The organism is Amycolatopsis sp. w19 (assembly GCF_051373225.1).
In the GTDB taxonomy this organism is placed as follows: Bacteria; Actinomycetota; Actinomycetes; order Mycobacteriales; family Pseudonocardiaceae; genus Amycolatopsis; species Amycolatopsis japonica.
Genome location: NZ_JBPQFM010000004.1, coordinates 409,102 through 433,142 on the forward strand (window position 1 = coordinate 409,102; position 24,041 = coordinate 433,142).

Here is a 24,041-nt window from a genome sequence, read left to right on the forward strand (position 1 = left end):
TTCAGTTCTCCTCCCTGGCGGCACCGTCCAAAGCGGACAGCACGGCGAGCTGCTTGCGGTCGCGCGTCTCGGCCAGTTCCGAGTACGTGGAGGAGCCGTAAGCGGATTCCACGGCTTCGATGAGCCGTTCCTGTTGTTCGGGGTCTTGCGAGGGCTGCCCGAGGCCCGCCCACATCTTCTTCATCGACTTGCCGATGTGCTCGGCCATGTGCCGGTAGCCGCCGGGGCCGCCGCCCAGATGCGAGCCGAGGAACGGCCCGACCGTCGACCAGCGGATGCCGAGCGAGTTCGTCATCACCGCGTCCAGTTCGGACGGTGACACGACACCCTGTTCCACCAGGTAGATCGCCTCGCGGCTCAGCGCGTTCTGCAGCCGGTTGCCGACGAAGCCGGGGATCTCCTTGCGTTCCACCACCGGAGTTCGGCCGGCGAACCGGTAGAACTCCACGGCCCGCTCGACCGACTCGGCACTCGTGCGCTCACCGGGTACGACCTCGACCAGCGGGATCAGATGCGGTGGGTTGAACGGGTGTCCGATGAGGACTCGCGACGCGTCGTCCAGCTCCGCCGCGAACGCCGTCGAAGGGATCGCGGACGACGAGCTGAGCAACAGCGCGTGAGACGGTGCTTCGCGGACCAGCGTCGCGAACAGGTCCTTTTTGAACTCGACGTTCTCGGGTCCGTTCTCCTGCACGACGTCCGCGTTCCGGACGGCCTCCGCGACGTCGGCGGCGAGGTGGACGCGAGGGGCGAGTTCCGCGACGGTCCGGCCGAGATGCGGGGCGAACGTCTCCAGCGCGTCCGCGACGGCGTCGGCGAGATCCGGCCGCGGATCCGAGACCTGGACCTCCATGTCGTGCGCGGCGAACAACGCCGTCCACGACAGGCCGATGGTGCCCGCGCCGATCACCGCGGCGGTGCGAAAAGTCATGACCGTGCTCCCTTCAAGTAGTCGAAGACCGGCTTGACCGGGGCGAGCGTCAGGTCGGTGAGGATGTGGCTCGCGGAGACGACCTCCAGCACCGGGAGATCGGCGAGCGGGGCCAGGACGTGCTGGAACAGCTGCAGCCGCGCCGGCCCGGTCCAGGCTTGGATGACCGCCACGTCGGTGATCTCGGTGCGGACCAGTTCGAAGACCCGGGGCGAACCGTCGTAGTCCGGGATGGTCTTCAGCATGAACGTCGGCACGGTGATCTGTGCTTCCGCCTCGGCCACGTCCAGCCGGTGGTGCTTGTAGCCCATGGTCGCGGTGGCGACGCGCTGGCTGCCGTAGTCCAGGGTCCCGACGAGCGCGCCGTTCTCGGCGAACAGCCTCGGCGAGCCGATGGTCTTCGGGTACGCGCTGATCTCGCGGCCGGACGCGGTGGCCGGGAAGTTGTCGAGGTACATCGCGTGCAGGTACTCGCCGCGTTCGCCCTCGAAGCTCACCGGGATCGCTTGCCCGGACTCGGTGTAGGGCCCGTAACCGCTGACGTCGCCCATCTTCATCACCTCGAACCGCACCAGCGGCTCGTCGATCTCCAGCGGCTCCGGCACGACGGCGCGCAGGGCGTCGGGGTCGGTGCGGTAGACGATGTTCAGGTACTCGCGGTTCGTGAACCGGGGCACCACCGGGGCGTACGCGGGGTTGGTGAGCGGCGTGGTCACATGCCGGAGAACGTCTTGCTGTTTCATCTCACTCTCCAGTCCACTGTGGAGCGCGGCGCTCGGCGAAGGCCTGCATGCCTTCGCGGACGTCAGCCGACTTCATCAGCGCCGGAAGCTCCGAACGCTGGGAGGCGAACGCTTGCGCGTCGGGGGCGCCGTCCGCCGCGCGGACGATCTTCTTGACCAGTGCCAGCGCCAGGGGAGCGTTGGCGGCGATCCGCTCGGCCAGTTGCAGGGCGACCGCGGCGGCCTCGCCGCTCGGGACGACCCGGTTCACCAGGCCCAGGCTCCCGGCGCGTTCGGCGCCGATCGGTTCGCCGGTGAGCAGGAACTCCATCGCCAGGTGATGCGGGATCCGCTTCGGCAGCCGGATCACGCCGCCCCCGGCGGCGATCAACCCGCGTTTCACTTCGGGGAGCCCGAACTTCGCGTCCTCGGCGGCGACGATCAGGTCGCAGCCCAGCGCCAGTTCGAACCCGCCACCCATCGCCCAGCCCTCGACGGCCGCGATCAGGGGCTTCGACAGTTCGGCCTCGGTCAGCCCGCCGAACCCGCGGCCGGGGATCTCGGGCGATTCGCCCTTCAGCGCAGCCTTGAGGTCCATGCCGGCGCTGAACGAGCCGTCCGCGCCGGTGAGGACCCCGGCCCGCAACGTGGGATCGGATTCCAGCAGGTCCAGTGCTTCGGCAAGGCCTGCCGCGACGGCGGCGTTCACCGCGTTGCGCGCCTGCGGCCGGTCGATCGTGATCAGTAGTGTGCCGCCGACCCGTTCTGTGCGTACTTCGTTGGTGCTCATGGTTCTTCCTCAGCGAGTGGTGGCGAGTTCACGCAGGACGTCTTCGGTGTCCTGACCCGGCAGGGGAGCCAGACGCCGGACGGAACCGGGGGTCGCGGAGAACTTCACCGGGATGCCGATGGTGCGGATCGAGCCCTCGCTCGGGTGCTCGACGACGTCGAGCAGGTGGCCGTCGCGGACGTACTCGTCGTCCTGCGCGTGGTCGAGTTCGAGGACGGGCGCCATCGGGATGCTGTGCTTCGCGCAGACCTCGGTCCATTCCGCGGTGGTCAGCGCCGGGGCGCATTCGGCGATCATCGCGGCCAGCGCCTCGTGGTCGGCGCCGTCGATAGCGTCGCCGTTGACCCGCGGGTCCTCGGCCAGTTCCGGCCGCCCGGCGGCGTGGAAGAAGTCGCGGAAGTTCTGCGGGTTGTACGGGATCACGCAGGCCATGCCGTCCTTGGTGTGCACCGCCTGGTGGCCGGGGTTCATCGACGGACCGAAACCGGTCGGCCCTTCGGCGGGCTCGAAGACGTGCCCGGCGAGATGCTCGACGAGGTTGAACGCGATCAGCGTGTCGGTCATCGGGATCTCGACCCGCTGGCCCTCGCCCGTCCGGTCGCGGTGCACCAGCGCGGCGAGCACGGTGTAGGCGATGGTCAGGGAGGAGACCTTGTCGCCGATGATCGTCGGCAGGTAGACCGGCTTGCCCAGCGCGCGGTTCGCGACGTCGACCAGCCCGGACGACGCCTGCACCGTCTCGTCGTAAGCGGCGTGACCCGCGCGGTCGGAGTCGCTGCGGAAACCCTGTGCGTGGGCGTAGACCAGGCCGGGGTTGCGCGCGGCGACGTCGGCGTAGTTCATGCCGAGCCTGCTCAGCGCGCCGGGGCGCATGTTGGTGATCAGCACGTCGGCGGTGTCGATCAGCTTGAGCGCCTGCTCGCGTTCCTCTTCGTCCTTGAGGTTGAGGGCGACGCTGCGCTTGTTGCGGTTCACGTTCAGGTTGAGCGCGGTCATCCCCGGCGTCGTCCGGAACCTGCCCACCCGCACGGTGTCGGCGGGGGACTCGATCTTGATCACGTCGGCGCCCAGGTCGCCGAGGATCTGCGCGGCGTACGGGCCCATGACGACCGTCGAGAGGTCGATCACGCGAACGCCGTCCAGTGGTCCGGTGGCGGTGTGAGTCATTTTGCTTCCCTTCGCCGTTGTTCGCTCTACAACCGAAGTTAGGTGCGAATTACGATGAAGGGAATGATCAAGAAAAGCAGAATGGTATGACCGCGGTGGTCATACCATTCTTCAGGTCGAAAGCGGTTCGGCGAAGATCTCGCGGACTCCGGACACGAGTTCGGCGAGGTCGCCCTCCTCGCCGCGGTCGCGTCGCCAGACCAGGGCGGTCTCCAGCTGGGGGCGGAAATCGGCGAACGGCAGGATGGTCGCGCCGTCGACCAGGAACAGATGCATCGGGCTGGCCGGATCGAGCATCGTGATCGAGAACGACGAACCGTTCGCCACCAATTCGGAAATGCCCGAATATTCGGTTCCGCCGACCTTGAGCCGTTTCTTGATACCCGCTTTCGACAGGGTGTGGTCCATATCGTCCGAATAGGCCGGAATGCTCTCCGACGCCGACGGGATGTAGGACAGATCACGCAATTCGGCGAGGTCCACCGTTTCCCGTCCGGCGAACCGGGCGGCCGGGACGACCGCGCCGAGCCGCTCCACCTGAACCGGGACGATCTCCAGCGCGGCATCGGTCACCGGCATCCGGACCAGCGACAACGCCAGCTTGCCCTCGTGCACCGCGGCGACCAGATCGGGCGTCGTGCCCGGCCAGCGCTTGAGCTCGAAGCGGTCGTGACAGCGTTCTTCGAGCCGTTTGACCCGCTCGCGCAAAGCCGGGTGCACACCGGCGGGGATGCCGACGAACACGGTGCTCCGCCGGGGTTTCACCGCTTCCTGCAGCCGCCAGGGGATCGCGTTGACCTGTTCGAGGACGTCCCGCGCGATGGGCAGCAGCGCGGAACCCGCCGCGGTGAGCGTGACGTGGTGCGTGCTGCGGTCGAACAGCCGGTGGCCCAGTTCGTGTTCGAGATCCTTGATGCGCTGGCTCAGCGGGGAGGCGGCCATATGCAGTTTGCGGGCCGCCTGGGAGAAGTTCAGTTCCTCGGCGACGGCCACGAAATACCGCAGGTGCAACATCTCCACCCGGTCACCCTAACCGCAGAGCCACCGTGAAGGCGGCTCCGCCTTCCGGCGCCGGGCCCGCCGTCAGCGTGCCGCCCATCCGGGTGACCAGGCCGTGGGCCAGCGCGAGCCCGATACCCGAACCGACCGGGCGGCTGTCGCGGTAGCGCCGGTTCAGCACCCCGCGCTCGAACGCGACCGGATAGTCCTCCGGCGCCAGGCCGGGCCCGCCGTCCCGCACCGCCAGCCGGGCCTGGCCGTCCGCCGCGACCAGCGAGAACACGATCGGCGCGCCCGCCGGGGTCACGCGCAGGGCGTTCTCGGCCAGTCCGTCGACGACCTGGCGGAGCCGCCGCGGATCGGCGATGACCGGCACCTCTCCGGGCGGCCGCTCGACCACCAGCGTGACGTCCTGCCGCGCGCACCGCAGCCGCCAGACGTCCGCGCATTCGTCGACCAGCGCGGCGAGATCGAGCCGCGCCGGGTCGAGGCGGAACTCGTCCGCGCCCAGCCGCGCCAGCTCCAGCAGATCGCTGACCAGGCGTTCCAGTCGTTCCGCCTCGCGATGGATGGTCTGCCCGGCGCGGCGCGCGTCCTCGCCTTCGGCCACGCCGTCCCCGATCGCCTCGGCGAAGCCGGTGACGGCGGTCAGCGGCGTCCTCAGTTCGTGCGACACGGAAAGCAGGAACTCGCGCTGCCGCGCCTCGCTGTACTGCAGCGCGTCGGCCAGCTCGTTGACCGATTTCGCCACGTCCGCGACCTCGGACGGGCCTTCCACCGGAACCCGCAGGTCACGACGCCCGGCGCGCATCCCGCTCGCCACCGACGCGACCCGGCGCAGCGGCCGCGACAGCATCCGGCTCAGCACCAGCCCGGCGATCGCGGCGACCGCCAGCCCGGCGCCGAGCGCGAGCACGGTGTTGCGCACCAGCGTCCGGCCACGCGCCTCGCCGATCTCCGTCGCTTGGACGAGCGCGAACGCGGCCCCCTTGGCGCCCACGGTGCGGACTTCGACCAGGTACTGCCGTCCTTCGACGAGTACCGTGGCCGAGCCGGTGCGGGTCAGGCCCGCTTTGGTGGCGGCGATCGCCGCTTCCGTCCCGGCGCCGCCGAGTGTCCCGTTCGGACGGCGGACGACGACGTCGATCCCTTGCCCGCGCACGACTTCGGCGACCTTGCCGACGTTGAGCCGGTTGCCGATCCCGGTCTCGTCGAGCTGGCTCGCGACCACGTCGGCCTGAGCCGAGAGCGACTGCCGGAGCACGTCGGTGCCGGTGGTGCGGATGAGCCGGGCCGCGACCAGCCCGGCGACCACCACCGCGACCGCGGCGATCGCGAGGCACACCACGGTGATCCGCAGCGCGAGCGACGTCCGGTTCATCCGGCGTCCGCCGCGTAGCCGATCCCGCGGACCGTCCTGATCGGACTGTGCTCGCCCAGTTTCCCGCGCAGCTGGGCGATGTGGACGTCGACGGTCCGCGTGCCCGCCGACGCCGCGTACCCCCAGACGGAACTGAGCAGCTGCTCGCGGCTGAACACCTGGCCGGGCCGTCGCGCCAGATGGGTCAGCAGATCGAACTCGGTCGACGTCAGCGCGATCTCGGCACCGCCCGCCCAGACACGACGCTGCGTGACGTCGACCCGGACGTCACCCGCGGTGTAGGTCTCGGCGGGCGACGGCGCCCCGGCGGCCCGGCGCAGCACGGTCCGGACCCGTGCCGAGAGTTCACGCGGGCTGAACGGTTTCGTCAGGTAGTCGTCCGCGCCGATCTCCAAGCCCAGCAAGCGGTCCAGCTCGTCGTCGCGCGCGGTCACGAACAGCACGGGCGTCCAGTCGCCGTCCGCGCGCAGCGTCCGGCAGATCTCGATACCGTCCATTCCGGACAGTCCGATGTCGAGCACGATCGCGACCGGGCGCGTCCGCCGGATCGTGGCCAGTGCCGCGCCGCCGTCCGCCTCCACGTGCACGCCGAACCCGTCCCGCCGCAGGTACAGCGAGGCGAGTTCGGCGATCGCGCGGTCGTCCTCGACGACCAGCACCAGCCCGCGTCCCGGTTGTGTCGTCACCGGCCGATCCTGTCACGGGGCCGGGTCGCCGGCCATGTCCTGCTCGATCGAGTCGAGGGTGTGCTGGACGTCGCTCAGCTCGCCCGGCGCCGGGCTCGACGCGGGCGCGTCGTCGCCGCACGCGGCCGTGCCGAACAACGCGAGCGCGGTCAGACCCACGGCCAGCAGGCGTTTCACTTGCCCGCCTTGCAGTGCGCCCCGGCGAACGCGTCGAGCTTCTGCTTCGCCGCGGTGAGTTCGGGAAGCCGTCCGCTGCGCTTGTCGGCGCGCTTCTGGAGCCTGTCGGCGGTGTCGTTGTGGCCCTTCTTGCGCTGGCCCTCGGCCCTGGCCTTGAGGTTCGCGACCGAACCGCGGACCTCGGGGCCGCCGTTGATGCGTTCGGTGAGCTTCGTGGTGCGCTGGGTGAGCTTGGGCAGCCATTCGGCGCACAGCGTCTGTGACTCTTCGGGGCTCAGGGTGATCGGTGCCTGGGCCGAGGCGGCGGGGGCGAGCGCGACGAGGCCGGCGGCGGTGAGGCAGACGGCGATGGTGTGTTTCAGCATGCGAAGAGCGTGGCGCGACCGGATACGAGGAATGTGGGGGAAATGTTCGGGTTTTGTAAGCGATACTCGGACGATGGGGCTCAAGACCTTGACCGCCACCGTCGTGGCGACACTGCTGTTCACCGCCGCACCCGCCGTCGCGTTACCCGCGTTCGTCCTGCGTGACGGCGTCAGCGAGCCGGTGTTCTCCTACGAGAAGGCCATCCGGGAGACCGCCTGGGTGGAGACCGGCCAGGACCTCGACCGCGACGGGCAGGCCGACCGCGTCGCCGCCGACATCATCCGCCCGGCGGAACCGGCCGCGCGAGGGCAGCGCGTCCCGGTGATCATGGACGTCAGCCCGTACTTCGAAAAGGTCGGGCGCGGCAACGAGCGCCAGCCGAAGACGTACCTCCCCGACGGCACGCCGTCGCAGTTCCCGCTCTTCTACGACAACTACTTCGTCCCGCGCGGATACGCGGTCGTGCTGGTCGACGTCGGCGGCACCAACCGCTCGTCCGGGTGCTTCGACGACGTCGCGTCCGGCAACGGCGTCGTGAACTGGCTCAACGGGCGCGCTCAGGCCTTCCGCACGCCGTTCGGGCCCGAGCGGGTCCGCGCGGGCTGGGCGAACGGGTCGGTCGGCGCGATCGGGAAATCGCAGGACGGCGCGACGGCTATCGGGATGGCGGCGTCCGGGATCGAGGGGTTGAAGACGATCGTGCCGATCGCGGGGGTCAGTTCGTACTACGAGGTCCACAACTCCCACGGCGCCTACTTCGGCTGGGCGGGCGGCGCCGGGTTCTACAACGAGCGTGCCGAGAAGCTGTGCCGTCCGTTCGAAGAGGACAACGCGCGGCGCGCGGGGACGGACGGGAACTTCAACGAGTACTGGCGCGGTCTCGACTACGTCGCGAAGACCGGCAAGGTGCGCGCGAGCGTTTTCGCGTCCATGGGCTTCCACGATCTCAACGTCAACCCGATCCAGTTCGGGCCCTGGTGGGAGGCGCTGAACGCCCACGGTGTGCCGCGCAAGGCGTGGCTGCACCAGGCGGCGCACGTCGATCCGTTCGACCTCGACCGGTCGCTGTTCGTGCGGACGCTGCACCGCTGGTTCGACCGCTGGCTGCTCGGCGTCCGCAACGGCGTCGAGACCGAACCCGCGATCCGCGTCGAGCACACGCCGGACCGCTGGACCGACGAACGCCGCTGGCCGCCTGTCACGGGGACGCGCGTGGTGTGGCCGTCCGTGTCGGGCGGGCTGGGGAATCGCCCGTCGCCGGGGACGGCTTTGGTGACCGACGATCCGGCGCGCGGGGCGTCGCGGTGGGTGGAGAACCCGTCTCAGCCCAGCTCGGATCGGGTCGTCTTCGCCGGTGAGCCGGTGCGGGTGGACACGCGTGTGGCCGGGACCGCCACGGTGACGGTGACCGCCCGTTCGGACAAGCCGGGCGCGCGGCTCGGCGCGGTGCTGGTCGATTACGGGCCCGCCACCGTGCGGAACACGACGTGGCCGGCGCTCGGCACGAAGGATCTGACGACCCGTTCCTGCTGGGGCGCGGGCACCGCCGCGGACACCGGCTGCTTCCTCGACACCGTCGCCGATCTGACCACTGTGGACAAACAGATCGTCGCGACCGGCTGGGCGGACCTCGGCCATCATCGGTCGCTGTGGCGGGGTGAGCCGCTCGTGCCGGGCAAGGCGTACACGATGACGTTCCGGCTGAGCAGCCTCGACCACGTCGTCGCGGCGGGGCACCGGCTGGCGCTCGTCCTGGGCGGGACCGATGGGGACATGTTCGACCCGGCACTCCCCGCGCTCGGCTCACGGGTGACGTTCGAACTGGGCGGGACTTCGCTCTCGGTGCCCATCGCCCGCGTTTAGTCCTCTGAATGCGGTGGGTGGCGTGTTGCGAAAGCCACTTTCGCGACGTCTGATGTCCCGAAAGTGGCTTTCGCGACATGAGCGCCCGGGCGCGGAAGGGGAGATCGCGCCCGCGTTTAGTCCTCTGAATGCGAGAGGGGAGGGGCGTCGTCTGGCTAAGGTCGGAACCATGAGCCTGCCCGGCTTCTGGCTGCGCCGGCCGCCTCCCCGGATGGCTTTCCCTGGCACGAGCCCCGGTGAAGGAGAACGCATGGCGAAGATCCAGCGCATTTCCGTCCACGGCCACACGAGCGCGAGCCCCGATGCCGTCTACGCGCTCCTCGTGGACCGCGAGCATTGGCCCGATTGGTCGCCCATGGGCTCGTTCCGCCTGCTCGACAAGGGAGACGCCAACGGTCTCGGCGCCATCGGCGTCTTCAGCACCAACGGCGTCAACAGCTGCGAAGAGGTCATCGCGCTCGAACCCGGCAAACGCTTCGGCTACTCGCTGAAGAAGGGGCTCCCGGTGCGGGACTACCGCGCCTACGTCGACCTCACCCCTGAGCGGGACGGCACCGCGATCCACTGGCATTCCACGTTCACCGCCAAGATCCCGGGCACCGGCTGGTTCCATCGCCGGTTCCTCGGCCACTTCATCGGGCGCATGGTCGAGAGCCTCGTGGCGCGCGCCTCGCGCGGCGCACCATAAAGTAGGCGCATGGCAGCCCCACGACGCACGCAGGAGGAACGCAGCGCCGCGATGCGCGTCAGGCTGCTCGACGCCACGATCGACTGTCTCGTCGAGTACGGCTACGCGGGCACCACGACCACCCGCGTCGCGGACCGCGCCGGGGTGACCCGTGGTGCGCAGGTGCACCACTTCCCGACCAAGACCGACCTCGTCACCTCGGCGATCCGGCATCTCGCGGCCAAGCGCGCCGAGGTCGCGATGGCGGAGATCGACCGGCTCAAGGCCTCGGCCGATCCGGTCGGGGACGCGTTGCAGCTGCTGTGGGAGATGCACCAGGGCCCGGTCTTCTCGGCGACCGTCGAGCTGTGGGTGGCGTCGCGGACCGACGCGGAGCTGCGCGCCCAGATGGCGGTGGTCGAGCCGATCGCGACGAGCAGCCTGGTCGAGTTCGGCAAGGCCCTGCTGCCGGACCATTCGGCGCATCCGGAGTTCCTGCACGCGGTGTACACGGCGATGGACGTCGTCCGCGGCATCCTCATCGCCAGCTGGGCGACCCGCGACCAGTCCGAACTGGAGGCGCGCTGGGAGCGCGGCCGCCGCCATCTGATCCTGCTGTTCGAGGCGTTGATGCAGCCCGCTCCCTCTCGTTGAGCGTGTTACTCTCCCCAGGAGAGTGAGGAGGTCACGTGCTCGGAAACCCGTACGACCCCGACTGCCCGACCCGCGCGCTGCTCGACCGCATCGGCGACCAGTGGACCGTGCTGATCGTCGGCGTGCTCGGCGACGGCCCGCTCCGGTTCACCGAGATCGGCAAACGCGTGCGCGGCATCTCGCAGAAGGTCCTCACCCAGACCCTGCGCAGCCTCGTCCGCGACGGGATCCTGACGCGCACCGCGTATCCGGAGATCCCTCCGCACGTGGAGTACGAGCTCACCGCCCTCGGCCGCAACCTCGCCGAACCGCTCGAGATGCTCGACAAATGGGCCCGTGTCCACATGGGCGAGGTGCTCGACGCCCGCAAGAGCTACGACGGTCAGCTCACCGCTTGACCAGACCTGCCTCGTGCGCGAGCAGCCCCGCCTGGGTCCGGTTCGCGCAGCCCAGCTTGACCAGCATCCGCGACACGTAGCTCTTCACCGTCGCCTCCGCCAGGTGCAGCCGCGCCGCGATGTCCGAATTGGACAGTCCTTCGCCGAGACAGGCGAGGACGTCGATTTCGCGTTCGGTGAGCCCTTCGGTCTTCCGGCGCGCGTCGTCCCCGCGGCGCCGCCCGTCGGCCGACATCGCCACCAGACGGCGCGCCGCTTCGGGCGAGAGCACCGTATGCCCGTCGGCCGCGACCCGGACCAGCCCGATCAGCTCCTCCGGCGGGGTGGATTTCACCAGGAACCCCGCCGCGCCCGCCCGCAGCGCGCGGATGACGTAGGTATCCGCGTCGAACGTCGTCAGCGCGACGACCGCGGGCGGCTCCGGGAGTTTCGCGATCCGCTCGATGGCGGTCAGCCCGTCGACACCGGGCATCCGCAGATCCATCAGCACCACGCGCGGCTTGTGCCGGATCACGGCCTCCACCGCCTCGGCGCCGTCCTGCGCCTGCGCGACCACCTCGATGTCGTCCGCGGAGCCGAGGATCGTCCGCAGATGCGCGCAGACCATCGGCTCGTCGTCGACGACGACCACCCGGATCACCGATCCCCTTCCGCCGTCGGGACGTAGGCGGGCAGTATCGCATCGACGCGGAATCCGCCGCCCGGTCGAGGCCCCGCCGCGAACCGGCCGCCGATCAGCTCGACCCGTTGCCGCAATCCGGCCAGCCCGGCGCCCGAACCGCTGCCCGCCAGCGCCGGATCAGGTGGGGTGCCCGCACGCGTGTTCTCCACCGCGACGTCCACACCGTCCGCGTGGTGGCGGAGTTCGACGGTCGCGGACGAGCCCGGCGCGTGTTTGCGGACGTTCGTCAGCGCTTCCTGCACGACCCGGTACGCCGTCCGGGCGACGGTCGGGGAGATCCGCCCGGGGTCGCCACGCACGATCAGTTCGGTCGGAATGCCCACCGACGCCGATTCGGCGACCAGCGTCGCCGGATCGCCCGCCTGGCCCTCGGTCAGGGTGGGCGGCCCGGCGTTCGCTCCGTTGCGCAGCACCCCGACGAGATCACGCAGTTCGTCCAGCGCCAGCGCGCCTTCGCGACGGATGTCCTCCGCGGAGGTCCGCACCGCCTCGTCCGCCGAGACGACGCCGAGCGCGCCGGCGTGCAGCACCATCAGGCTCAACCGGTGCGTGACGACGTCGTGCATCTCCTCGGCCAGTTTCCGGCGCTCCTCGGCACGGGCGCGTTCGGCGAGCAGGTGCTGTTCGCGTTCGGCCCGTTCGGCCCGGTCCCGCAGCGAGCGCAGCAACTGGCGCCGGGCCTCGAAATACAGCGAAAGCGTGGTGGGCAGCGCCGTGCTCAGCAGCCCGAACGGGGTGGTGTTCCAGTGCGCGTCCCACGGCCGGGACGCGCAGACCGCCAGGATCGCGGTCAGCCACAGCAGGGTCCGCCGGTCGATCAGGCGGGCCAGCTGGCTCAGCACCACGGGGGTGATCGTCGGGACGGTCATCAGCGTCAGCTGCCGTTCCGGCACCAGCAGGCCGGGGGAGAGCAGATCCGAGGCGAGCATCAGCAGCCCGCCCGCCACGATCAGGCCCGCGACCAGCCGGGGGAACCGGAACAGCAGGATCAGCGAGAGATCGAGCAGCACCTGCAGGGTGACGCCCGCGGCGGGCCCCGCCCAGCCGGACGTCGGTTCGCCGAACACGTACAGCGTGACGTCCAGGCCTGCGAACGCGAGCGCCGCCAGCGTGAGCCACCCGGTGTCGACCGGACCCGGCCGGAACGACCTGCTTCTCTCCACCGGATCACGGTAACCACCCGGCGACCGTGACGGGGTGACCCGCAACTTTCGTCTATCCCATGACCCTCCTTACCCGGTATCCGGCAGCGAGCGTCTCGGCTGGACTGGAGACCATGAGCATCGCGACCCAGACCGTCCGGACAGGACGGGAGCAGACCTTCGCCCGCCTCCCGGTGCTCGTCGTCGCCACCTTGGCCGGGGGCGCGCTGCTGGCCACGAGCGGCCGCTACGCGCACGGTTTCGACGAGCTGTACTTCCTGATGGCCGGCAAGGAACACCTCGCGTGGGGCTACTTCGACCAGCCGCCGCTGATCCCCGCCCTGGCCGGGGCGATGGACACCCTGTTCCCCGGTTCGCTGGTGATACTGCGGCTGCCAATGACCCTGGCGGCCGCCGCCGGAGTGGTCGTCACCGCGCTGATCGCCAGGGAACTGGGCGGCGGACGCGGCGCCCAGGTGCTCGCGGCCGGGCTCTACGCGACGTCCGGCGTGATCATCGTCAGTCATTGGATCGGCACCTACGTCTTCGATCCGTTCCTCTGGACGGTGATCGTCTGGCTGGTCGTCCGCTGGGTACGCGTTCGCCGGGACGGGCTGCTGGTCTGGGCGGGCGTCGTCACCGCCGTCTCCCTGCAGACGAAGTTCCTCGTCCCGGCTTTCTGGGTGCTCGCCCTGCTCTCCGCGCTGGTGCTCGGGCCGAGAGAGCTCGTGCGGCGGCCGAAACTGTGGCTCGGCGCGGGAATCGCCGTCGTCGCGACGATCCCGACGTTGCTTTGGCAGGCGCGGAACGGCTGGCCGTATCTGATCATGAACGACGTCGTCTCGGCGGAATTCCCCGGCACGTGGCCTTTTCTGCGCGACGGCTTCTTGACGGCGGGGGTCGGGGCGGGTGTGCTCGCGTTCGTCTACGGGCTAGCCCGGCTGAACTTCTCCCGCGAACTTCGCGGCTATCGCTTCCTGGGGGTGGCGATAGCCGCGCTGATCGTGGCGTTCCTGGTGCTGCACGGACGTTCCTACTATCTGATGGGCGTCTTCGCGCTGCCCTTCGCCGCTGCGGCGACGGGCTTCGCGAAGCACGTCCCCCGATGGCGGCCGGTGGCGTGGCCGGTGATGGTGCTTTCGGCGGTGATCACCCTCGCGGGCCTGCCGATCTATCCGGCGACCATGGCCAGGACGAGCTTCGGGCCGATCGCGCTCGGCAGTTCCTTCGCCGGTGGTGAACTGCCGCAACAGGAACTGGTCAAGGCGGTCGGCGAGGCCTACGCGGCCCTGCCGCCGGATCAGCGCGCACGCACAGCGGTCTACGCCGAGATCTATCCGTTCGCCGCCGCCACGGAGTTCTACGGCAGGCGGTACGGCATAGACCATGTCTACAGTGGACATCGCGGCTACCGGTATTTCGACCGGCCCCCGGATTCGGCGGACGGCGTGCTGTTCCTGGGATTCGATCCGGGGCTGCTCAAGCCTTACTTCGCCACGGTGACCCCGGTGGTGGAAGGACTGCTGTGGCGGTACGACGGTAGACGGGGTTCCTGGGACGAGATCTGGCCCAAGCTGGAAAGGCACTGACGATGACCGAACTTTCGCTGCCCGCCAAGACCTATCTGCTCGCGTGCGACGTCGGCGAGGCCAAGCTGCGCGACCGGGCTCGCGCGGGCCTGCTGATCCGCGGCGCCGCGCTCACCGATCTCGTGCTGCGCGGCCGCGTCACCGACGCGGACGGCCGGGTCGCGGTGTCGGGCGCCGGGCCGACCGGGGACCTCGTCCTCGACGAGCTGCTGGCCGAGATCGGCCGGGAGAGCCCGCGCAAGTGGAAAGGGTGGGTGCGCAAGGACGCGCGTGGCACCTTGGAGGCACTGGAGTCCCAGCTGGACACGGCGGGTGTGATCGACTTGAAGACCGCCCGGATCCTGGGGTTGTTCCCGTCGCGCCGTCCGGTCGTGCGGGATCCGGCCGTCGTGGAAAGGGTGCGGGCCTCGGTCGATCAGGCGTTGCGCGGTCCGGCGCCGGCGTCCGATGTGGACACCGTGGACGCCGCGCTCACCGCGCTGGTGGCCGCGGTGGAGCTCCGCGGTGTCGTTTCGGGCCGGGACAGGCGTCGTTACCGGGATCGGATCGAAGAACTGGGCGAGCGTGGCGGGGACGCGGTCCCCGCGTTGCGGAAGCTGTTCCGGGAGCTACGGGCGGTGCGGGCGTCGGCAGCGTCCTCATCCGGCGGGGGCTGAACCGAACAGCCGGTCGAGGTAGTAGTCCACTGTGGACAGCGCCTCGTCCGGCGTGCGGTGCTTCATCACGATGTTGGTGCCCTGTGAATCGGCGAGGGCCCACAGGATCGCGGACTCGTGCATCGGATCGGCCGACTTGTCGACAGTGCCCGCGTCCTGGCCCTGGCGGATCAGGAGGGCGAGCAGTTCGAACAGCTGCGGGACGCCGTCGGTGAACGCGGCCGTGAAGGAGGGATCGGAGATCGCCCGGATGAAGAACGCGACCCCCATCAGCCAGTCGCCGCGGCGGCGCTCGTCGAGCGGCAGGATCTCGACCATGATCGCGCGGATGATGGCCTGGGGTGTCGATGGCAGTTCGCCGGCCTCCAGCTGGGCCTTGATGCGCTCTTCGTAGACCTGCGAGCGGCGTTCGACGGCGAACAGCAACATCTCGTCCTTGGTCTTGAAGTAGTGCTGCACCAAACCCATCGACATGCCCGCTTCGGCGGCGACGTGCCGGAGGCTGACTCCTTCGAGGCCTCGCGTGGCCGTCAGCCGCGTCAGCGCCTCGGCGATCTCCGCGCGGCGCGCGGCGTGATCCACCTGTTTCGGCACCTTCACCATCCGTTCCGCCGTTTGCAATGCGATCGCATTGCCACTACTGTCCCAGGTTATTACGATGCAATCGCATTGTAAACGAGCTCGGGGGTGAACTCGGTGGAAGCCGAACGGGGGAAGGTGCGGCTGCGGCCGCCGCGGAACGTGCTGGATCAGCGGGTCGTGGGCTGGTGGCGGCTGCAGGGAACGCTTTTCTGGGGTGCGCCGGTACTGGTGCTGGTGGTGCTCGGCCTGCTCATCACGCCCGCGCGGTTCTGGCTTCTGACGCCGGCGGTGGTGTTCGCGGTGGCGGGCCTGGCGTGGGTGATCGCGATGCCGCTGTGGTGGTTCAAGGTGCATCGCTGGGAGGTCACGGAGACGGCGGTGTACGCGCGCTCCGGGTTCTTCTGGCAGGAGTGGCGAGTCGCGCCGATGTCGCGGATCCAGACCGTCGACACCCTGCGCGGGCCGCTGCAGCAGCTGTTCAAGCTCGCGACCGTCACGGTCACCACGGCGTCGGCGCGGGGCGCGGTCAAGATCCGCGGCCTCGACCACGAACTGGCCGCGAGCCTGGCGGAGCAGCTCACCGAAACGACGCAGGCGACGCCAGGGGACGCGACATGACCTCGGGCGAATTCGAGGGCTGGAACACGCTCGACAAGCGGACACTCGCCGTCACCGCGGTGATGATGGCCGGCGCGGCCGTCGGTGCCGCGATCCCGGCCACGGCCGCGATCGTCGGCGGCGGCGCGAGCTTCTGGGTCGCGCTCGCCTGGGTCGTGGCGGGCGGGCTGGTCCTCGTCGCCGGCGGCGTGCTGGCGGATCTCTTCTACTGGAAGGGGGTTCGCTACCGGCTCACGCCGGAACGTCTGGAGACGGCGTTCACCCTGGTCTTCCGTTCGCGGAAGTCCCTGCAGCGCGAGCGGATCCGCAACGTCGACCTGACGGCGAACCCGCTGCACCGGCTGTTCGGCGTGGCAGTGGTGACCATCGGCACCGGCTCCCACGAGTCGGGCGGGCAGGGCCGGATCAAGCTCAACCCCGTCTCGCGCGCCGAAGCCGAGCGGCTGCGCGCGGAACTGTTGCGCCGCGCGGAAACCGTGGCGACCGACGAGGACGCGCCGCTGGCCGAACTCGACCGGAGCTGGATCCGCTACGCGCCGATGTCGTTCCTCACCCCGGCGCTGGGGCTCGCCGCGGGCGGCGGGCTCATGCAGGTCTCCGAATGGGCGGGTCTGCAGAAGGGCCTGATCGACTGGGTGATCGGGCTGTTCCGCGGTATCCCGCCGGCGGTGGCGATCCTGATCCTGCTGGCGATCGCGATGCTCGTCGGCCTGATCGGCGCGCTGGGCCTGTGGGTCGAGATGTGGTGGAACTACCGGCTCGACCGCGAGGCCGGCGGCACGCTGCGGGTGCGCCGGGGCCTGTTCACCACGCGCTCGATCTCGATCGAGGAACGCCGGATGCGCGGCATCGACCTCGTCGAGCCGCTCGGGAACCGGATCTCCGGCGCGGCGCGCGTCGACGCGATCGCCACCGGCATGCGCCAAAGCGACGACAAGGACAAGACCGACTACCACACGCTTCTGCCCGCCGCGCCGGTCGCGACGGCCAACCGGATCGCCGCGGCGGTGCTGCGCGAACCGGTCTCGCCGACCGAAGCCGTCCGGCTGACCGGGCATCCGCGCGCCGCGCGGGGACGGCTGCTGCGCTGGTGGATCGGCTCGGTGGTGGTCCTGCTGGCGATCTTCGCGATCCTCGGCTTCCTGCTGACCGACGTCCTGCTGGTGATCGGTGCCGCGCTCGGCGTGGTGCTGCTGCCCGCGTCGGTGCTGCTGGCGCTGGACGCCTATCGCAACCTGGGGCACGGGATCACCGGGCGGTACCTCGTCGGACGGCACGGCACTGTGCGGCGGAGCACGTTCGCGCTGGAGCGCGACGGCGTGATCGGCTGGACGGTGAAGCAGTCGATCTTCCAGCGGCGCAAGGGTTTGCTGACCGTCGTGGCGACCACGGCCGCCGGTGCCGGGGCATACTCGGTGTACGACGCGGGGGAGGAGCAGGGGCTGCTGTTCGCGGAGGAGTCGGTGCCGGAGCTGCTGACGCCGTTTCTGGAACGGGCTTGATGTTTCGGTCCGGTGGGGCGCCGGTCCGTGAAGGACTCCTTGAGGGACTCGTTTTGCTTACCCACTGGTGTGGGTCGAGCCTGAGGAATTCGGGGCGCGGAACGTCTCGGCTCCTCCACGTTTGGATCCGTTGATGAAGGATTTGGGACAGTGAACGTCCCCAATCCTTCATGGACAACACTCGACCCGGTCTGGAACGGAGCGAATCCCGCTCACACACAGGTCAGACGTAGACAATCAATACCGGCCGTTCTTCACAGACCTGCGGGCTCGATGACAGGGGACTGTGTGGATTTCGGGTCATCCAACGTCCCAAAATCCACACAGTCAGCGGCCTGAGCCGCCACGGCGGCCGGCGGTGCCGTGTCTGCGCACGACACCTTCGGCCTGCCCTCAAGAGAGCCGCCCTTGCCACTCACGACCACCGGGACCGACGCTTCGGCCGTCACCGAAGTGTCCGCTGGCTACCGTCGTGCCATGACCGCCTTCGCCGCACTCCACGTCCCCGGTTCCCCGCTGCTCCTGCCGAACGTCTGGGAGTTCGGCACCGCCGCCTTCCTGGCCGCGCAAGGCTTCCCGGCACTCGGCACGACCAGCCTCGGGGTCTCGGCCGCCGAGGGCGAGCCGGACGGTGCCCCGTCCTCGAAGGACGCCACCGTCCGGCTGGCGTGGCGGCTCGCCGGGCTCGACGCGCTGATCAGCGTCGACCTCGCCGACGGGTTCAGCGAAGACCCGGGCGAGGTCGGCGCACTGGCGGCGGAGCTCGCCGAAGCCGGTGTCGCGGGCATCAACCTCGAAGACGCCCTGGGCGACCCGGTGCGGCACGCGGCCAAGATCGCGGCCGCGAAGGACCGCGCTCCCGGTTTGTTCGTCAACGCCCGCACGGACACGCATTGGCTGGGAGAGCCCGACATCGGCGCCGCGATCGACCGTTCTCTGTCCTATGTGGACGCGGGCGCCGACGGAGTGTTCGTGCCGGGGCTCGCCGAGGCGTCGGACGTCGAACGTCTGGTGAAGGCCGTCGGGGTGCCGGTGAACCTGCTGTTCCTGCCCGGAAAGGTCACCGTCGCGGGGCTCGCCGGGCTCGGCGTCGCCCGGATCAGTCTCGGGTCGCTGCCGTACCGGATGGCGCTGGCCGCCACGCTGCGCACGGTGGAGGCCGTGCGCGACGGCGGCGAACTCCCGCTGGCCCCGCCCTCCTACGCCGACGTCGCGGCCCTGCTCCCGGATTCTCATTAACCTCGGGAGCATGCAGACCTTCGGAGCCGAATTCGCCGTCCCGCCCGGTTATCTGAACACGCCCAGCATCGGTATCCCGCCGTCGCACGTGGCCGACGCGGTGGCGGAGGCGGTCGAACGGTGGCGGCGCGGCGAGGCCCGCCCGACCGACTTCGACGAGCCCGTCGCGCGGACCAGGGTGGGCTTCGGCGCGCTGATCGGCGTCCCCGCGGAGCGGGTCGCGATCGGGGCGTCCGTCTCACAGCTGATCGCGAACGTGGCCGCCGGACTGCCCGACGGCGCCAGCGTCCTGGTCGCCGCGAACGACTTCACGAGCGTCACCTTCCCCTTCGCAGCTCAAGCGCACCGCGGGGTGAAGGTCACCGAAGTCCCGCTGGCCGAGTTGACCGAGCGCGTCGAAGGGCACGACCTCGTCGCGGTCAGCGTCGTCCAATCGGCGGACGGCGCCCAGGTCGACCTCGCCGCGCTCCGGGCCGCGGCCGAGGCGGCGGGCGCGGCGGTCCTGCTCGACGCCACCCAGGCCGCCGGATGGCGGCCGCTGGACCTCGGCTGGGCCGACTGGGTGGTCGCCGCGGGCTACAAATGGCTGCTCGCCCCGCGCGGGGCGGCCTGGCTGGCCGTGCATCCGCGGGTGCTGGAGCGGGCCGTGCCGGTCGCCGCGAACTGGTACGCGGGCGAAGACCGCTGGCAGACCGTCTACGGGCTCCCGCTGCGCTTGGCGGAGGGTGCCCGGTCGCTCGACCTGTCCCCGGCGTGGCTCGCTTTCGTCGGCGCCGCCGCCTCTCTCGACTACCTCGCGTCGTTGGACCTCGAAGCCGTCCGCGCGCACTGCGTGGGCCTCGCCGACTCACTCCTCGAAGCGATCGGCTCACCCGGTCAGGGGAGTGCGATCGTCTCGCTCGACGCCGGCGCCCGCCGGGTGGCGGAAGCGGGCATCGTGGCCGGTACCCGGGCCGGAAGGCAGCGATTCGGCTTCCATCTCTACAACACGGCTGACGACGTGGAACGGGTGATAAGCACGTTCAGGTGAACCGCCGGGAGCGCGTGAACTACCGTATGTTCCCGTGGTTGGTGCGCAATTTACCCCGGGACCGACGGAAACGGCCCGGCTTCAGCCGGTGCGACCGGCAGGGCCGGGCGGGCCGCCGTCCGCGCCGAAGCCGCCGAGGGACACCAAGGCCCTGGCGCTCAAGGGCGGCGGGCTGGTCGCCATCGCGGTCGTCTCGGCCCTGCTCTGGTGGCTGATCCGGCACGAGCCGGAGCCGACGCCGGTCGCGGACCCGCCGTCGAAGACCGGCCAGTTCCAGTACACGCTGGTCGAAGGCCCGCAGGTCACCACCGACTGCGCGAGCAAGGCCTACGGCGACACCAAGAAGTTCTTCACCGACACGCCGTGCACGCGCCTGTCGCGGGCGCTGTACACGACCGAGACCGGTGGGAAGAAGGCGCTGGTGTCGGTCGTCCTGGTCACGATGCCCGGTGAGGTCACCGCGACCCAGCTCAAGGCGCTGACCGACAAGGACGGCACGGGCAACGTGTCCGACCTGGTGCGCGACGGGACCTTCAAGGCACAGGGCGCCCCGAAGATCTCGGGCCAGGACGCGGCCTACGACTCCCATGTCACCGGGCCCGAGGTGGCCATCGTGCTGGCCGGCTTCTACGACAAGCAGAAGGACAAGCCGGTGCTGGAGAAGATCGCGACCGACGCCCTGCGGCTCTCGGGCGACCTGCGCCGCTGACCGGGATCCCCGCCTCCAGATGCTAGGAAAGGACCGTTCCTTGCAAATTTTGCAAGGAACGGTCCTTTCCTAGCGTTTGAAGGGACGCGAAGAGCCTCAGGCCGACTGGCCCGGCATCGCGATCGCCACCGGTTTCGCGCCGAACTCAGCCCGCCAGGCGGTACCCCGCCGCGCTGACCCGATCAGCGCGTTCAGCGCGGTCGTCCGCAAGGCGGCGTCATCGGTGCGGTCGAGCACGCCGAGCCAGGCCGCGGACGCGTCCGATTCGGCGGTCGCCACCAGTTCCATCGCCGAGTTCGCCTCGGTCACCGGCCTCGGCGGCACGTACGCGGCCTCGGGGCCGGTGGGCGTCTGTCCCGCCGCGGAAAGCATGCGTTCGCAGACGTCACGGCGTTTGACGTGCTCGGCCGTACCCCGCGACACCGCGCCGCTGAACGCCGCGGGCAGGTAAGCGCTGACCAGCCCGTACACCCAGATCGCCGCGTGTTCGGCGGCCAACGCCTGCTGGACGGCCTCCGCCGCCTCCCCGCCGAGCTGGACGCCGGCGGGCACCTCGACGGCTCCGGCGTCGTCGCCGCGGCCGAGCTTCTCCGAACTCTGTTGCAGCGCCGCGCAGCCCGCCGCGATCGAGGCGACCATCCCGGCGCGGTAGCGAGGCAGGGTGGGCACGAGACCTTCGGCCTGTTTACGGGCCACGGCGAGCCGTTCCTTGAGCCCATCGAGCGACGACGGCGGCGGTGTCGCCGCCGGACCCGGCTGATCCGGCTTCGGCCGGTTGAGCCGGTCCACCTCGGTCTTCAGCGCCGCCGCGTGCGCGGCCCGCGCGGTGGCGACCGCTTCGCCCTCGGCGCCCAGCGCCTTCGCACCGGCCGCGTCGGTCTCCGCCGCGCGCAGCAGCGGGCCCAGCGGGTCGGGGGTTTCGTCGAAGCCGGGGGAGCAGGCGGACGCCAGCGGCACGGCCAGCGCGGCCAGCGCCCCCATCCGCAGGAAAGTGCGACGGCTCGGCTCTGTCGATCTTCCGGTCACGCCGCCCCATCCTGCCAGTACCCCGCGCGGGGCCGCCGCTCGCGCGTCACACGGGGGTGACCGGATAAGCTGGTCCACTACCGAACCCGGATCCACGCCGCCGGGTCGCCCACAGCCGAACAGGAGCGCTCCACCGTGCCCAACGACCTCGCCAGCAGGCTGGAGCCCATCGTGGCCGAAGCCGTCACGGCCGCGGGTTTCGACCTCGATTCCTTCGAGGTCCAGCAGGCAGGCCGCCGCCAGCTGGTCAAGGTCGTCGTCGACGGGGACGACGGCGTCGGGCTGGACGAGGTGGCGAGCGTCAGCCGCGCCGTCTCCGCCGCGCTCGACGAGAACGAGCACGTGATCGCCAGCGCGTACACGCTCGAAGTCACCTCGCCGGGTCTCGACCGGCCGCTGACCTTGCCACGCCACTGGCGGCGCGCGAAGTTCCGTCTCGTCAAGGTCACGCCCGCCGAAGGCACGGCGTTCATCGGCCGGGTCGGGCACGCGGGGGAGAAATCCGCGCGCGTGCTCGTGGACGGCGAGATCCGGGACGTCCCCTACGCCTCGGTGACCAAGGCGGTCATCGAGATCGAGTTCAAGCAACCACCTGCCGAGGACCTGAAACTGTTGGAAACCGATGCGTCGGCCCTGAACGCCGCCACCACGGAGCCGAAGGAGGAGCCGAAGTGAACGTCGACATCGCCGCGCTGCGCGCGATCGAACGGGACAAGGACATCCCCTTCGAGACGGTGATCGAAGCGATCGAAACCGCGCTGCTCACCGCGTACAAGCACACCGAGGGCCACCAGCCGCACGCCAGGATCGACATCGATCGCAAGAGCGGTCTGGTCCGCGTCCTCGCGCACACCCTCACCCCGGACGGCCAGACCGACGAGGAATGGGACGACACCCCCGAAGGCTTCGGGCGGATCGCCGCGACCACCGCGCGGCAGGTCATCCTGCAGCGTCTTCGCGACGCCGAGCACGAGAAGACCTTCGGCGAGTTCTCCGCCAAGGAGAACGAGCTCGTCGCCGGCGTGGTGCAGCGCGACGCCCGCGCCAACGCCCGCGGCATGGTCGTCATCCAGGTCGGCGACATCGAAGGCGTGCTGCCGGCGATCGAGCAGGTGCCGGGCGAGACCTACGAGCACGGCGATCGGATCAAGGCCTACGTCGTCACCGTCTCGCGCGGCAACCGCGGCCCGCAGATCACGCTGTCGCGTTCGCACCCGAAGCTGGTGCACAAGCTGTTCGCCCTCGAAGTCCCCGAGATCGCCGACGGCACGGTCGAGATCGCCGCCGTCGCGCGGGAACCGGGACACCGGACCAAGATCGCGGTCCGCTCGACGGTGCCCGGCGTCAACGCCAAGGGCGCCTGCATCGGCCCGGTCGGCGCGCGTGTGCGCAACGTGATGAGCGAACTGGCCGGCGAGAAGATCGACATCATCGACTTCTCCGAAGACCCGGCGAAGTTCGTCGGGAATGCGCTGTCGCCCGCGAAGGTTGTGTCGGTGAAGGTCGTCGACGAGCGGGCCAAGACCGCTCGCGTCGTCGTGCCGGACTTCCAGCTTTCGCTCGCGATCGGCAAGGAGGGGCAGAACGCCCGCCTCGCCGCCCGGCTCACCGGCTGGCGGATCGACATCCGCAGCGACGCCGCCCCTGAGCAGGGTGACGAAGCACACGCCGGGCAGGCGCGGCCCGCCGCGGCAACCGGTTCGGCTGAGTGAAGGTCGAAGCGCTAGACTTACGAGTGGTTCAGAGCCCGCGGCCGGGAACCGACCTCCAGCATGACCGGGATGCCCCGGTTCGCACCTGTGTGGGTTGCCGTAAGCGGGCCTTGATCGGCGAGTTGCTGCGAGTGGTCGCGGCGGACGGTCGGTTGGTCGTCGACGAACGTCGGCGGCTGCCGGGCCGGGGTGCCTGGTTGCACCCCGTGCCGGACTGTCTGGCCAAGGCCGAGCGGCGCAGGGCGTTCCCCCGAGCACTTCGTGTTCCGGGGTCGCTCGACGCCCAGGGTGTCCACGAACGCCTGGAGCGGCACGCCGAAGGCTAAAGGGCGCCGGGACATCCCCGGTGCCGGATGGAATCAGGAAGCAGGTCGACCCGTCATGAGTCAGCCGTGAAGCTGAATCAATGAACGCGCGACAATAGGACGAGGTCTGCGGGTCTGCCGCCGGCCTCCCCAGATGAGGAGAGCTGTGCCAGGCAAGGCCCGAGTACATGAGCTCGCGAAAGAGCTCGGCATCACCAGCAAGGAAGTTCTCGCCAAGTTGAAGGACCAGGGCGAGTTCGTGAAGTCCGCGTCTTCGACCGTCGAGGCACCCGTGGCCCGACGTCTCCGTGACGCTTATTCGTCCAAGGACGGCCAGAGCAAGAAGCCCGTCCCGACTCCCGGCCCGCGCCCGCCGGCGAAGCCCGCTGCCCCGGCTCCGGCCGCGAAGCCCGCTCAGCCCGCGCCCGCGGCGAAGACCGAGGCCCCG

At 70.1% G+C, this 24,041-nt stretch carries 28 protein-coding genes; 15 read left to right on the forward strand and 13 right to left on the reverse strand.

From position 1 onward, the window contains the following. Nucleotide 1: 1 nt before the first annotated feature. The 9 genes from ACSMFO_RS12625 to ACSMFO_RS12665 all read right to left on the reverse strand — a co-directional run bounded on the left by ACSMFO_RS12625 (nucleotide 2) and on the right by ACSMFO_RS12665 (nucleotide 7,218). Nucleotides 2–931 (reverse strand): 3-hydroxyacyl-CoA dehydrogenase NAD-binding domain-containing protein, encoded by a 930-nt coding sequence (locus ACSMFO_RS12625; RefSeq protein WP_073846679.1) that lies wholly within the window; start codon nucleotides 929–931, stop codon nucleotides 2–4. Beyond that, nucleotides 928–1,674, reverse strand: a complete 747-nt coding sequence (locus ACSMFO_RS12630; RefSeq protein ID WP_436458757.1) for an acetoacetate decarboxylase — start codon at nucleotides 1,672–1,674, stop codon at nucleotides 928–930. The genes ACSMFO_RS12625 and ACSMFO_RS12630 overlap by 4 nt, the downstream gene beginning before the upstream one ends. A gap of 1 nt (nucleotide 1,675) precedes the next feature. Beyond that, entirely contained in the window at nucleotides 1,676–2,443 is a 768-nt protein-coding gene (locus ACSMFO_RS12635; RefSeq protein WP_436458758.1) for a crotonase/enoyl-CoA hydratase family protein, read from the reverse strand. A 9-nt stretch (nucleotides 2,444–2,452) separates the two neighbouring features. Continuing rightward, entirely contained in the window at nucleotides 2,453–3,610 is a 1,158-nt protein-coding gene (locus ACSMFO_RS12640; RefSeq protein WP_436458759.1) for a CaiB/BaiF CoA transferase family protein, read from the reverse strand. Nucleotides 3,611–3,721: 111 nt separating this feature from the next. Then, nucleotides 3,722–4,630, reverse strand: a complete 909-nt coding sequence (locus tag ACSMFO_RS12645; RefSeq protein WP_436458760.1) for a LysR family transcriptional regulator — start codon at nucleotides 4,628–4,630, stop codon at nucleotides 3,722–3,724. 4 nt (nucleotides 4,631–4,634) lie between these two features. Further along, nucleotides 4,635–5,990: a HAMP domain-containing sensor histidine kinase gene (locus tag ACSMFO_RS12650; protein ID WP_436458761.1), complete on the reverse strand. Its 1,356-nt coding sequence runs from the start codon at nucleotides 5,988–5,990 to the stop codon at nucleotides 4,635–4,637. Beyond that, nucleotides 5,987–6,676, reverse strand: coding sequence for a response regulator (locus tag ACSMFO_RS12655; RefSeq protein WP_436458762.1), 690 nt, complete (start codon nucleotides 6,674–6,676; stop codon nucleotides 5,987–5,989). Before ACSMFO_RS12655 ends, ACSMFO_RS12650 begins: the two co-directional genes overlap by 4 nt. Nucleotides 6,677–6,688: 12 nt before the next feature. Then, nucleotides 6,689–6,853 (reverse strand): hypothetical protein, encoded by a 165-nt coding sequence (locus ACSMFO_RS12660; protein WP_436458763.1) that lies wholly within the window; start codon nucleotides 6,851–6,853, stop codon nucleotides 6,689–6,691. Beyond that, nucleotides 6,850–7,218, reverse strand: a complete 369-nt coding sequence (locus ACSMFO_RS12665) for a hypothetical protein (RefSeq protein ID WP_350578525.1) — start codon at nucleotides 7,216–7,218, stop codon at nucleotides 6,850–6,852. Before ACSMFO_RS12665 ends, ACSMFO_RS12660 begins: the two co-directional genes overlap by 4 nt. A gap of 73 nt (nucleotides 7,219–7,291) precedes the next feature. Between ACSMFO_RS12665 and ACSMFO_RS12670 the strand changes: the two genes are divergently transcribed. The 4 genes from ACSMFO_RS12670 (at nucleotide 7,292) to ACSMFO_RS12685 (ending at nucleotide 10,801) form a co-directional block, all read left to right on the forward strand. After that, nucleotides 7,292–9,082 carry a CocE/NonD family hydrolase gene (locus ACSMFO_RS12670; RefSeq protein ID WP_436458764.1) on the forward strand — a complete coding sequence of 597 codons (1,791 nt, stop codon included), beginning with the start codon at nucleotides 7,292–7,294 and terminating at the stop codon, nucleotides 9,080–9,082. Between the two features lie 250 nt (nucleotides 9,083–9,332). Beyond that, the gene (locus ACSMFO_RS12675; RefSeq protein ID WP_073846689.1) at nucleotides 9,333–9,770 is read left to right on the forward strand and encodes an SRPBCC family protein; all 438 of its coding nucleotides are present in this window, start codon (nucleotides 9,333–9,335) and stop codon (nucleotides 9,768–9,770) included. A 51-nt stretch (nucleotides 9,771–9,821) separates the two neighbouring features. Then, on the forward strand, nucleotides 9,822–10,403 hold the full coding sequence (locus ACSMFO_RS12680; protein WP_436458787.1) for a TetR/AcrR family transcriptional regulator: 582 nt from the start codon (nucleotides 9,822–9,824) through the stop codon (nucleotides 10,401–10,403). A 35-nt stretch (nucleotides 10,404–10,438) separates the two neighbouring features. Further along, nucleotides 10,439–10,801: a winged helix-turn-helix transcriptional regulator gene (locus ACSMFO_RS12685; RefSeq protein ID WP_037343032.1), complete on the forward strand. Its 363-nt coding sequence runs from the start codon at nucleotides 10,439–10,441 to the stop codon at nucleotides 10,799–10,801. Here the strand turns inward: ACSMFO_RS12685 and ACSMFO_RS12690 are convergent. Together ACSMFO_RS12690 and ACSMFO_RS12695 are read right to left on the reverse strand one after the other, a co-directional pair. Continuing rightward, on the reverse strand, nucleotides 10,791–11,441 hold the full coding sequence (locus ACSMFO_RS12690; RefSeq protein WP_436458765.1) for a response regulator transcription factor: 651 nt from the start codon (nucleotides 11,439–11,441) through the stop codon (nucleotides 10,791–10,793). The two genes, ACSMFO_RS12685 and ACSMFO_RS12690, sit on opposite strands and share 11 nt — an antisense overlap. Beyond that, the gene (locus ACSMFO_RS12695; protein WP_436458766.1) at nucleotides 11,438–12,646 is read right to left on the reverse strand and encodes a sensor histidine kinase; all 1,209 of its coding nucleotides are present in this window, start codon (nucleotides 12,644–12,646) and stop codon (nucleotides 11,438–11,440) included. Before ACSMFO_RS12695 ends, ACSMFO_RS12690 begins: the two co-directional genes overlap by 4 nt. Nucleotides 12,647–12,759: 113 nt before the next feature. Here ACSMFO_RS12695 and ACSMFO_RS12700 point away from each other — a divergent pair, with 113 nt between their 5' ends. Together ACSMFO_RS12700 and ACSMFO_RS12705 are read left to right on the forward strand one after the other, a co-directional pair. Further along, a complete protein-coding gene (locus ACSMFO_RS12700) occupies nucleotides 12,760–14,214 on the forward strand; it encodes an ArnT family glycosyltransferase (RefSeq protein WP_436458767.1) in 1,455 nt (484 codons plus the stop codon). 2 nt (nucleotides 14,215–14,216) lie between these two features. Continuing rightward, the gene (locus ACSMFO_RS12705) at nucleotides 14,217–14,870 is read left to right on the forward strand and encodes a GOLPH3/VPS74 family protein (RefSeq protein WP_436458768.1); all 654 of its coding nucleotides are present in this window, start codon (nucleotides 14,217–14,219) and stop codon (nucleotides 14,868–14,870) included. Here the strand turns inward: ACSMFO_RS12705 and ACSMFO_RS12710 are convergent. Beyond that, a complete protein-coding gene (locus ACSMFO_RS12710) occupies nucleotides 14,853–15,473 on the reverse strand; it encodes a TetR/AcrR family transcriptional regulator (protein WP_038516780.1) in 621 nt (206 codons plus the stop codon). The genes ACSMFO_RS12705 and ACSMFO_RS12710 overlap by 18 nt on opposite strands. 84 nt (nucleotides 15,474–15,557) lie before the next feature. On the opposite strand from ACSMFO_RS12710, the gene ACSMFO_RS12715 reads away from it, so the two are divergent. The 5 genes from ACSMFO_RS12715 to ACSMFO_RS12735 all read left to right on the forward strand — a co-directional run bounded on the left by ACSMFO_RS12715 (nucleotide 15,558) and on the right by ACSMFO_RS12735 (nucleotide 20,550). After that, nucleotides 15,558–16,070 carry a PH domain-containing protein gene (locus tag ACSMFO_RS12715; protein WP_051972611.1) on the forward strand — a complete coding sequence of 171 codons (513 nt, stop codon included), beginning with the start codon at nucleotides 15,558–15,560 and terminating at the stop codon, nucleotides 16,068–16,070. Further along, a complete protein-coding gene (locus ACSMFO_RS12720; RefSeq protein ID WP_436458769.1) occupies nucleotides 16,067–17,572 on the forward strand; it encodes a PH domain-containing protein in 1,506 nt (501 codons plus the stop codon). Before ACSMFO_RS12715 ends, ACSMFO_RS12720 begins: the two co-directional genes overlap by 4 nt. A 477-nt stretch (nucleotides 17,573–18,049) precedes the next feature. Further along, complete coding sequence (locus ACSMFO_RS12725; RefSeq protein WP_436458770.1) at nucleotides 18,050–18,811, forward strand: isocitrate lyase/PEP mutase family protein; 762 nt, start codon at nucleotides 18,050–18,052, stop codon at nucleotides 18,809–18,811. 10 nt (nucleotides 18,812–18,821) lie between these two features. Next, nucleotides 18,822–19,841, forward strand: coding sequence for an aminotransferase class V-fold PLP-dependent enzyme (locus tag ACSMFO_RS12730; RefSeq protein WP_436458771.1), 1,020 nt, complete (start codon nucleotides 18,822–18,824; stop codon nucleotides 19,839–19,841). A gap of 88 nt (nucleotides 19,842–19,929) precedes the next feature. After that, nucleotides 19,930–20,550 (forward strand): hypothetical protein, encoded by a 621-nt coding sequence (locus ACSMFO_RS12735; protein WP_350580484.1) that lies wholly within the window; start codon nucleotides 19,930–19,932, stop codon nucleotides 20,548–20,550. A gap of 96 nt (nucleotides 20,551–20,646) precedes the next feature. On the opposite strand, the gene ACSMFO_RS12740 is transcribed toward ACSMFO_RS12735, so the two are convergent. Then, a complete protein-coding gene (locus tag ACSMFO_RS12740; protein WP_038516611.1) occupies nucleotides 20,647–21,576 on the reverse strand; it encodes a ferritin-like domain-containing protein in 930 nt (309 codons plus the stop codon). Nucleotides 21,577–21,711: 135 nt separating this feature from the next. Here ACSMFO_RS12740 and rimP point away from each other — a divergent pair, with 135 nt between their 5' ends. The 4 genes from rimP to ACSMFO_RS12760 all read left to right on the forward strand — a co-directional run. Beyond that, nucleotides 21,712–22,251 carry a ribosome maturation factor RimP gene (gene rimP / locus ACSMFO_RS12745; RefSeq protein WP_436458772.1) on the forward strand — a complete coding sequence of 180 codons (540 nt, stop codon included), beginning with the start codon at nucleotides 21,712–21,714 and terminating at the stop codon, nucleotides 22,249–22,251. Next, nucleotides 22,248–23,288 carry a transcription termination factor NusA gene (gene nusA / locus ACSMFO_RS12750; protein WP_350580487.1) on the forward strand — a complete coding sequence of 347 codons (1,041 nt, stop codon included), beginning with the start codon at nucleotides 22,248–22,250 and terminating at the stop codon, nucleotides 23,286–23,288. The genes rimP and nusA overlap by 4 nt, the downstream gene beginning before the upstream one ends. A gap of 110 nt (nucleotides 23,289–23,398) precedes the next feature. After that, nucleotides 23,399–23,614 (forward strand): YlxR family protein, encoded by a 216-nt coding sequence (locus ACSMFO_RS12755; protein WP_016332600.1) that lies wholly within the window; start codon nucleotides 23,399–23,401, stop codon nucleotides 23,612–23,614. A 145-nt stretch (nucleotides 23,615–23,759) separates the two neighbouring features. After that, the coding region (locus ACSMFO_RS12760; protein ID WP_436458773.1) for a translation initiation factor IF-2 N-terminal domain-containing protein at nucleotides 23,760–24,041 on the forward strand (282 nt) is incomplete at its 3' end.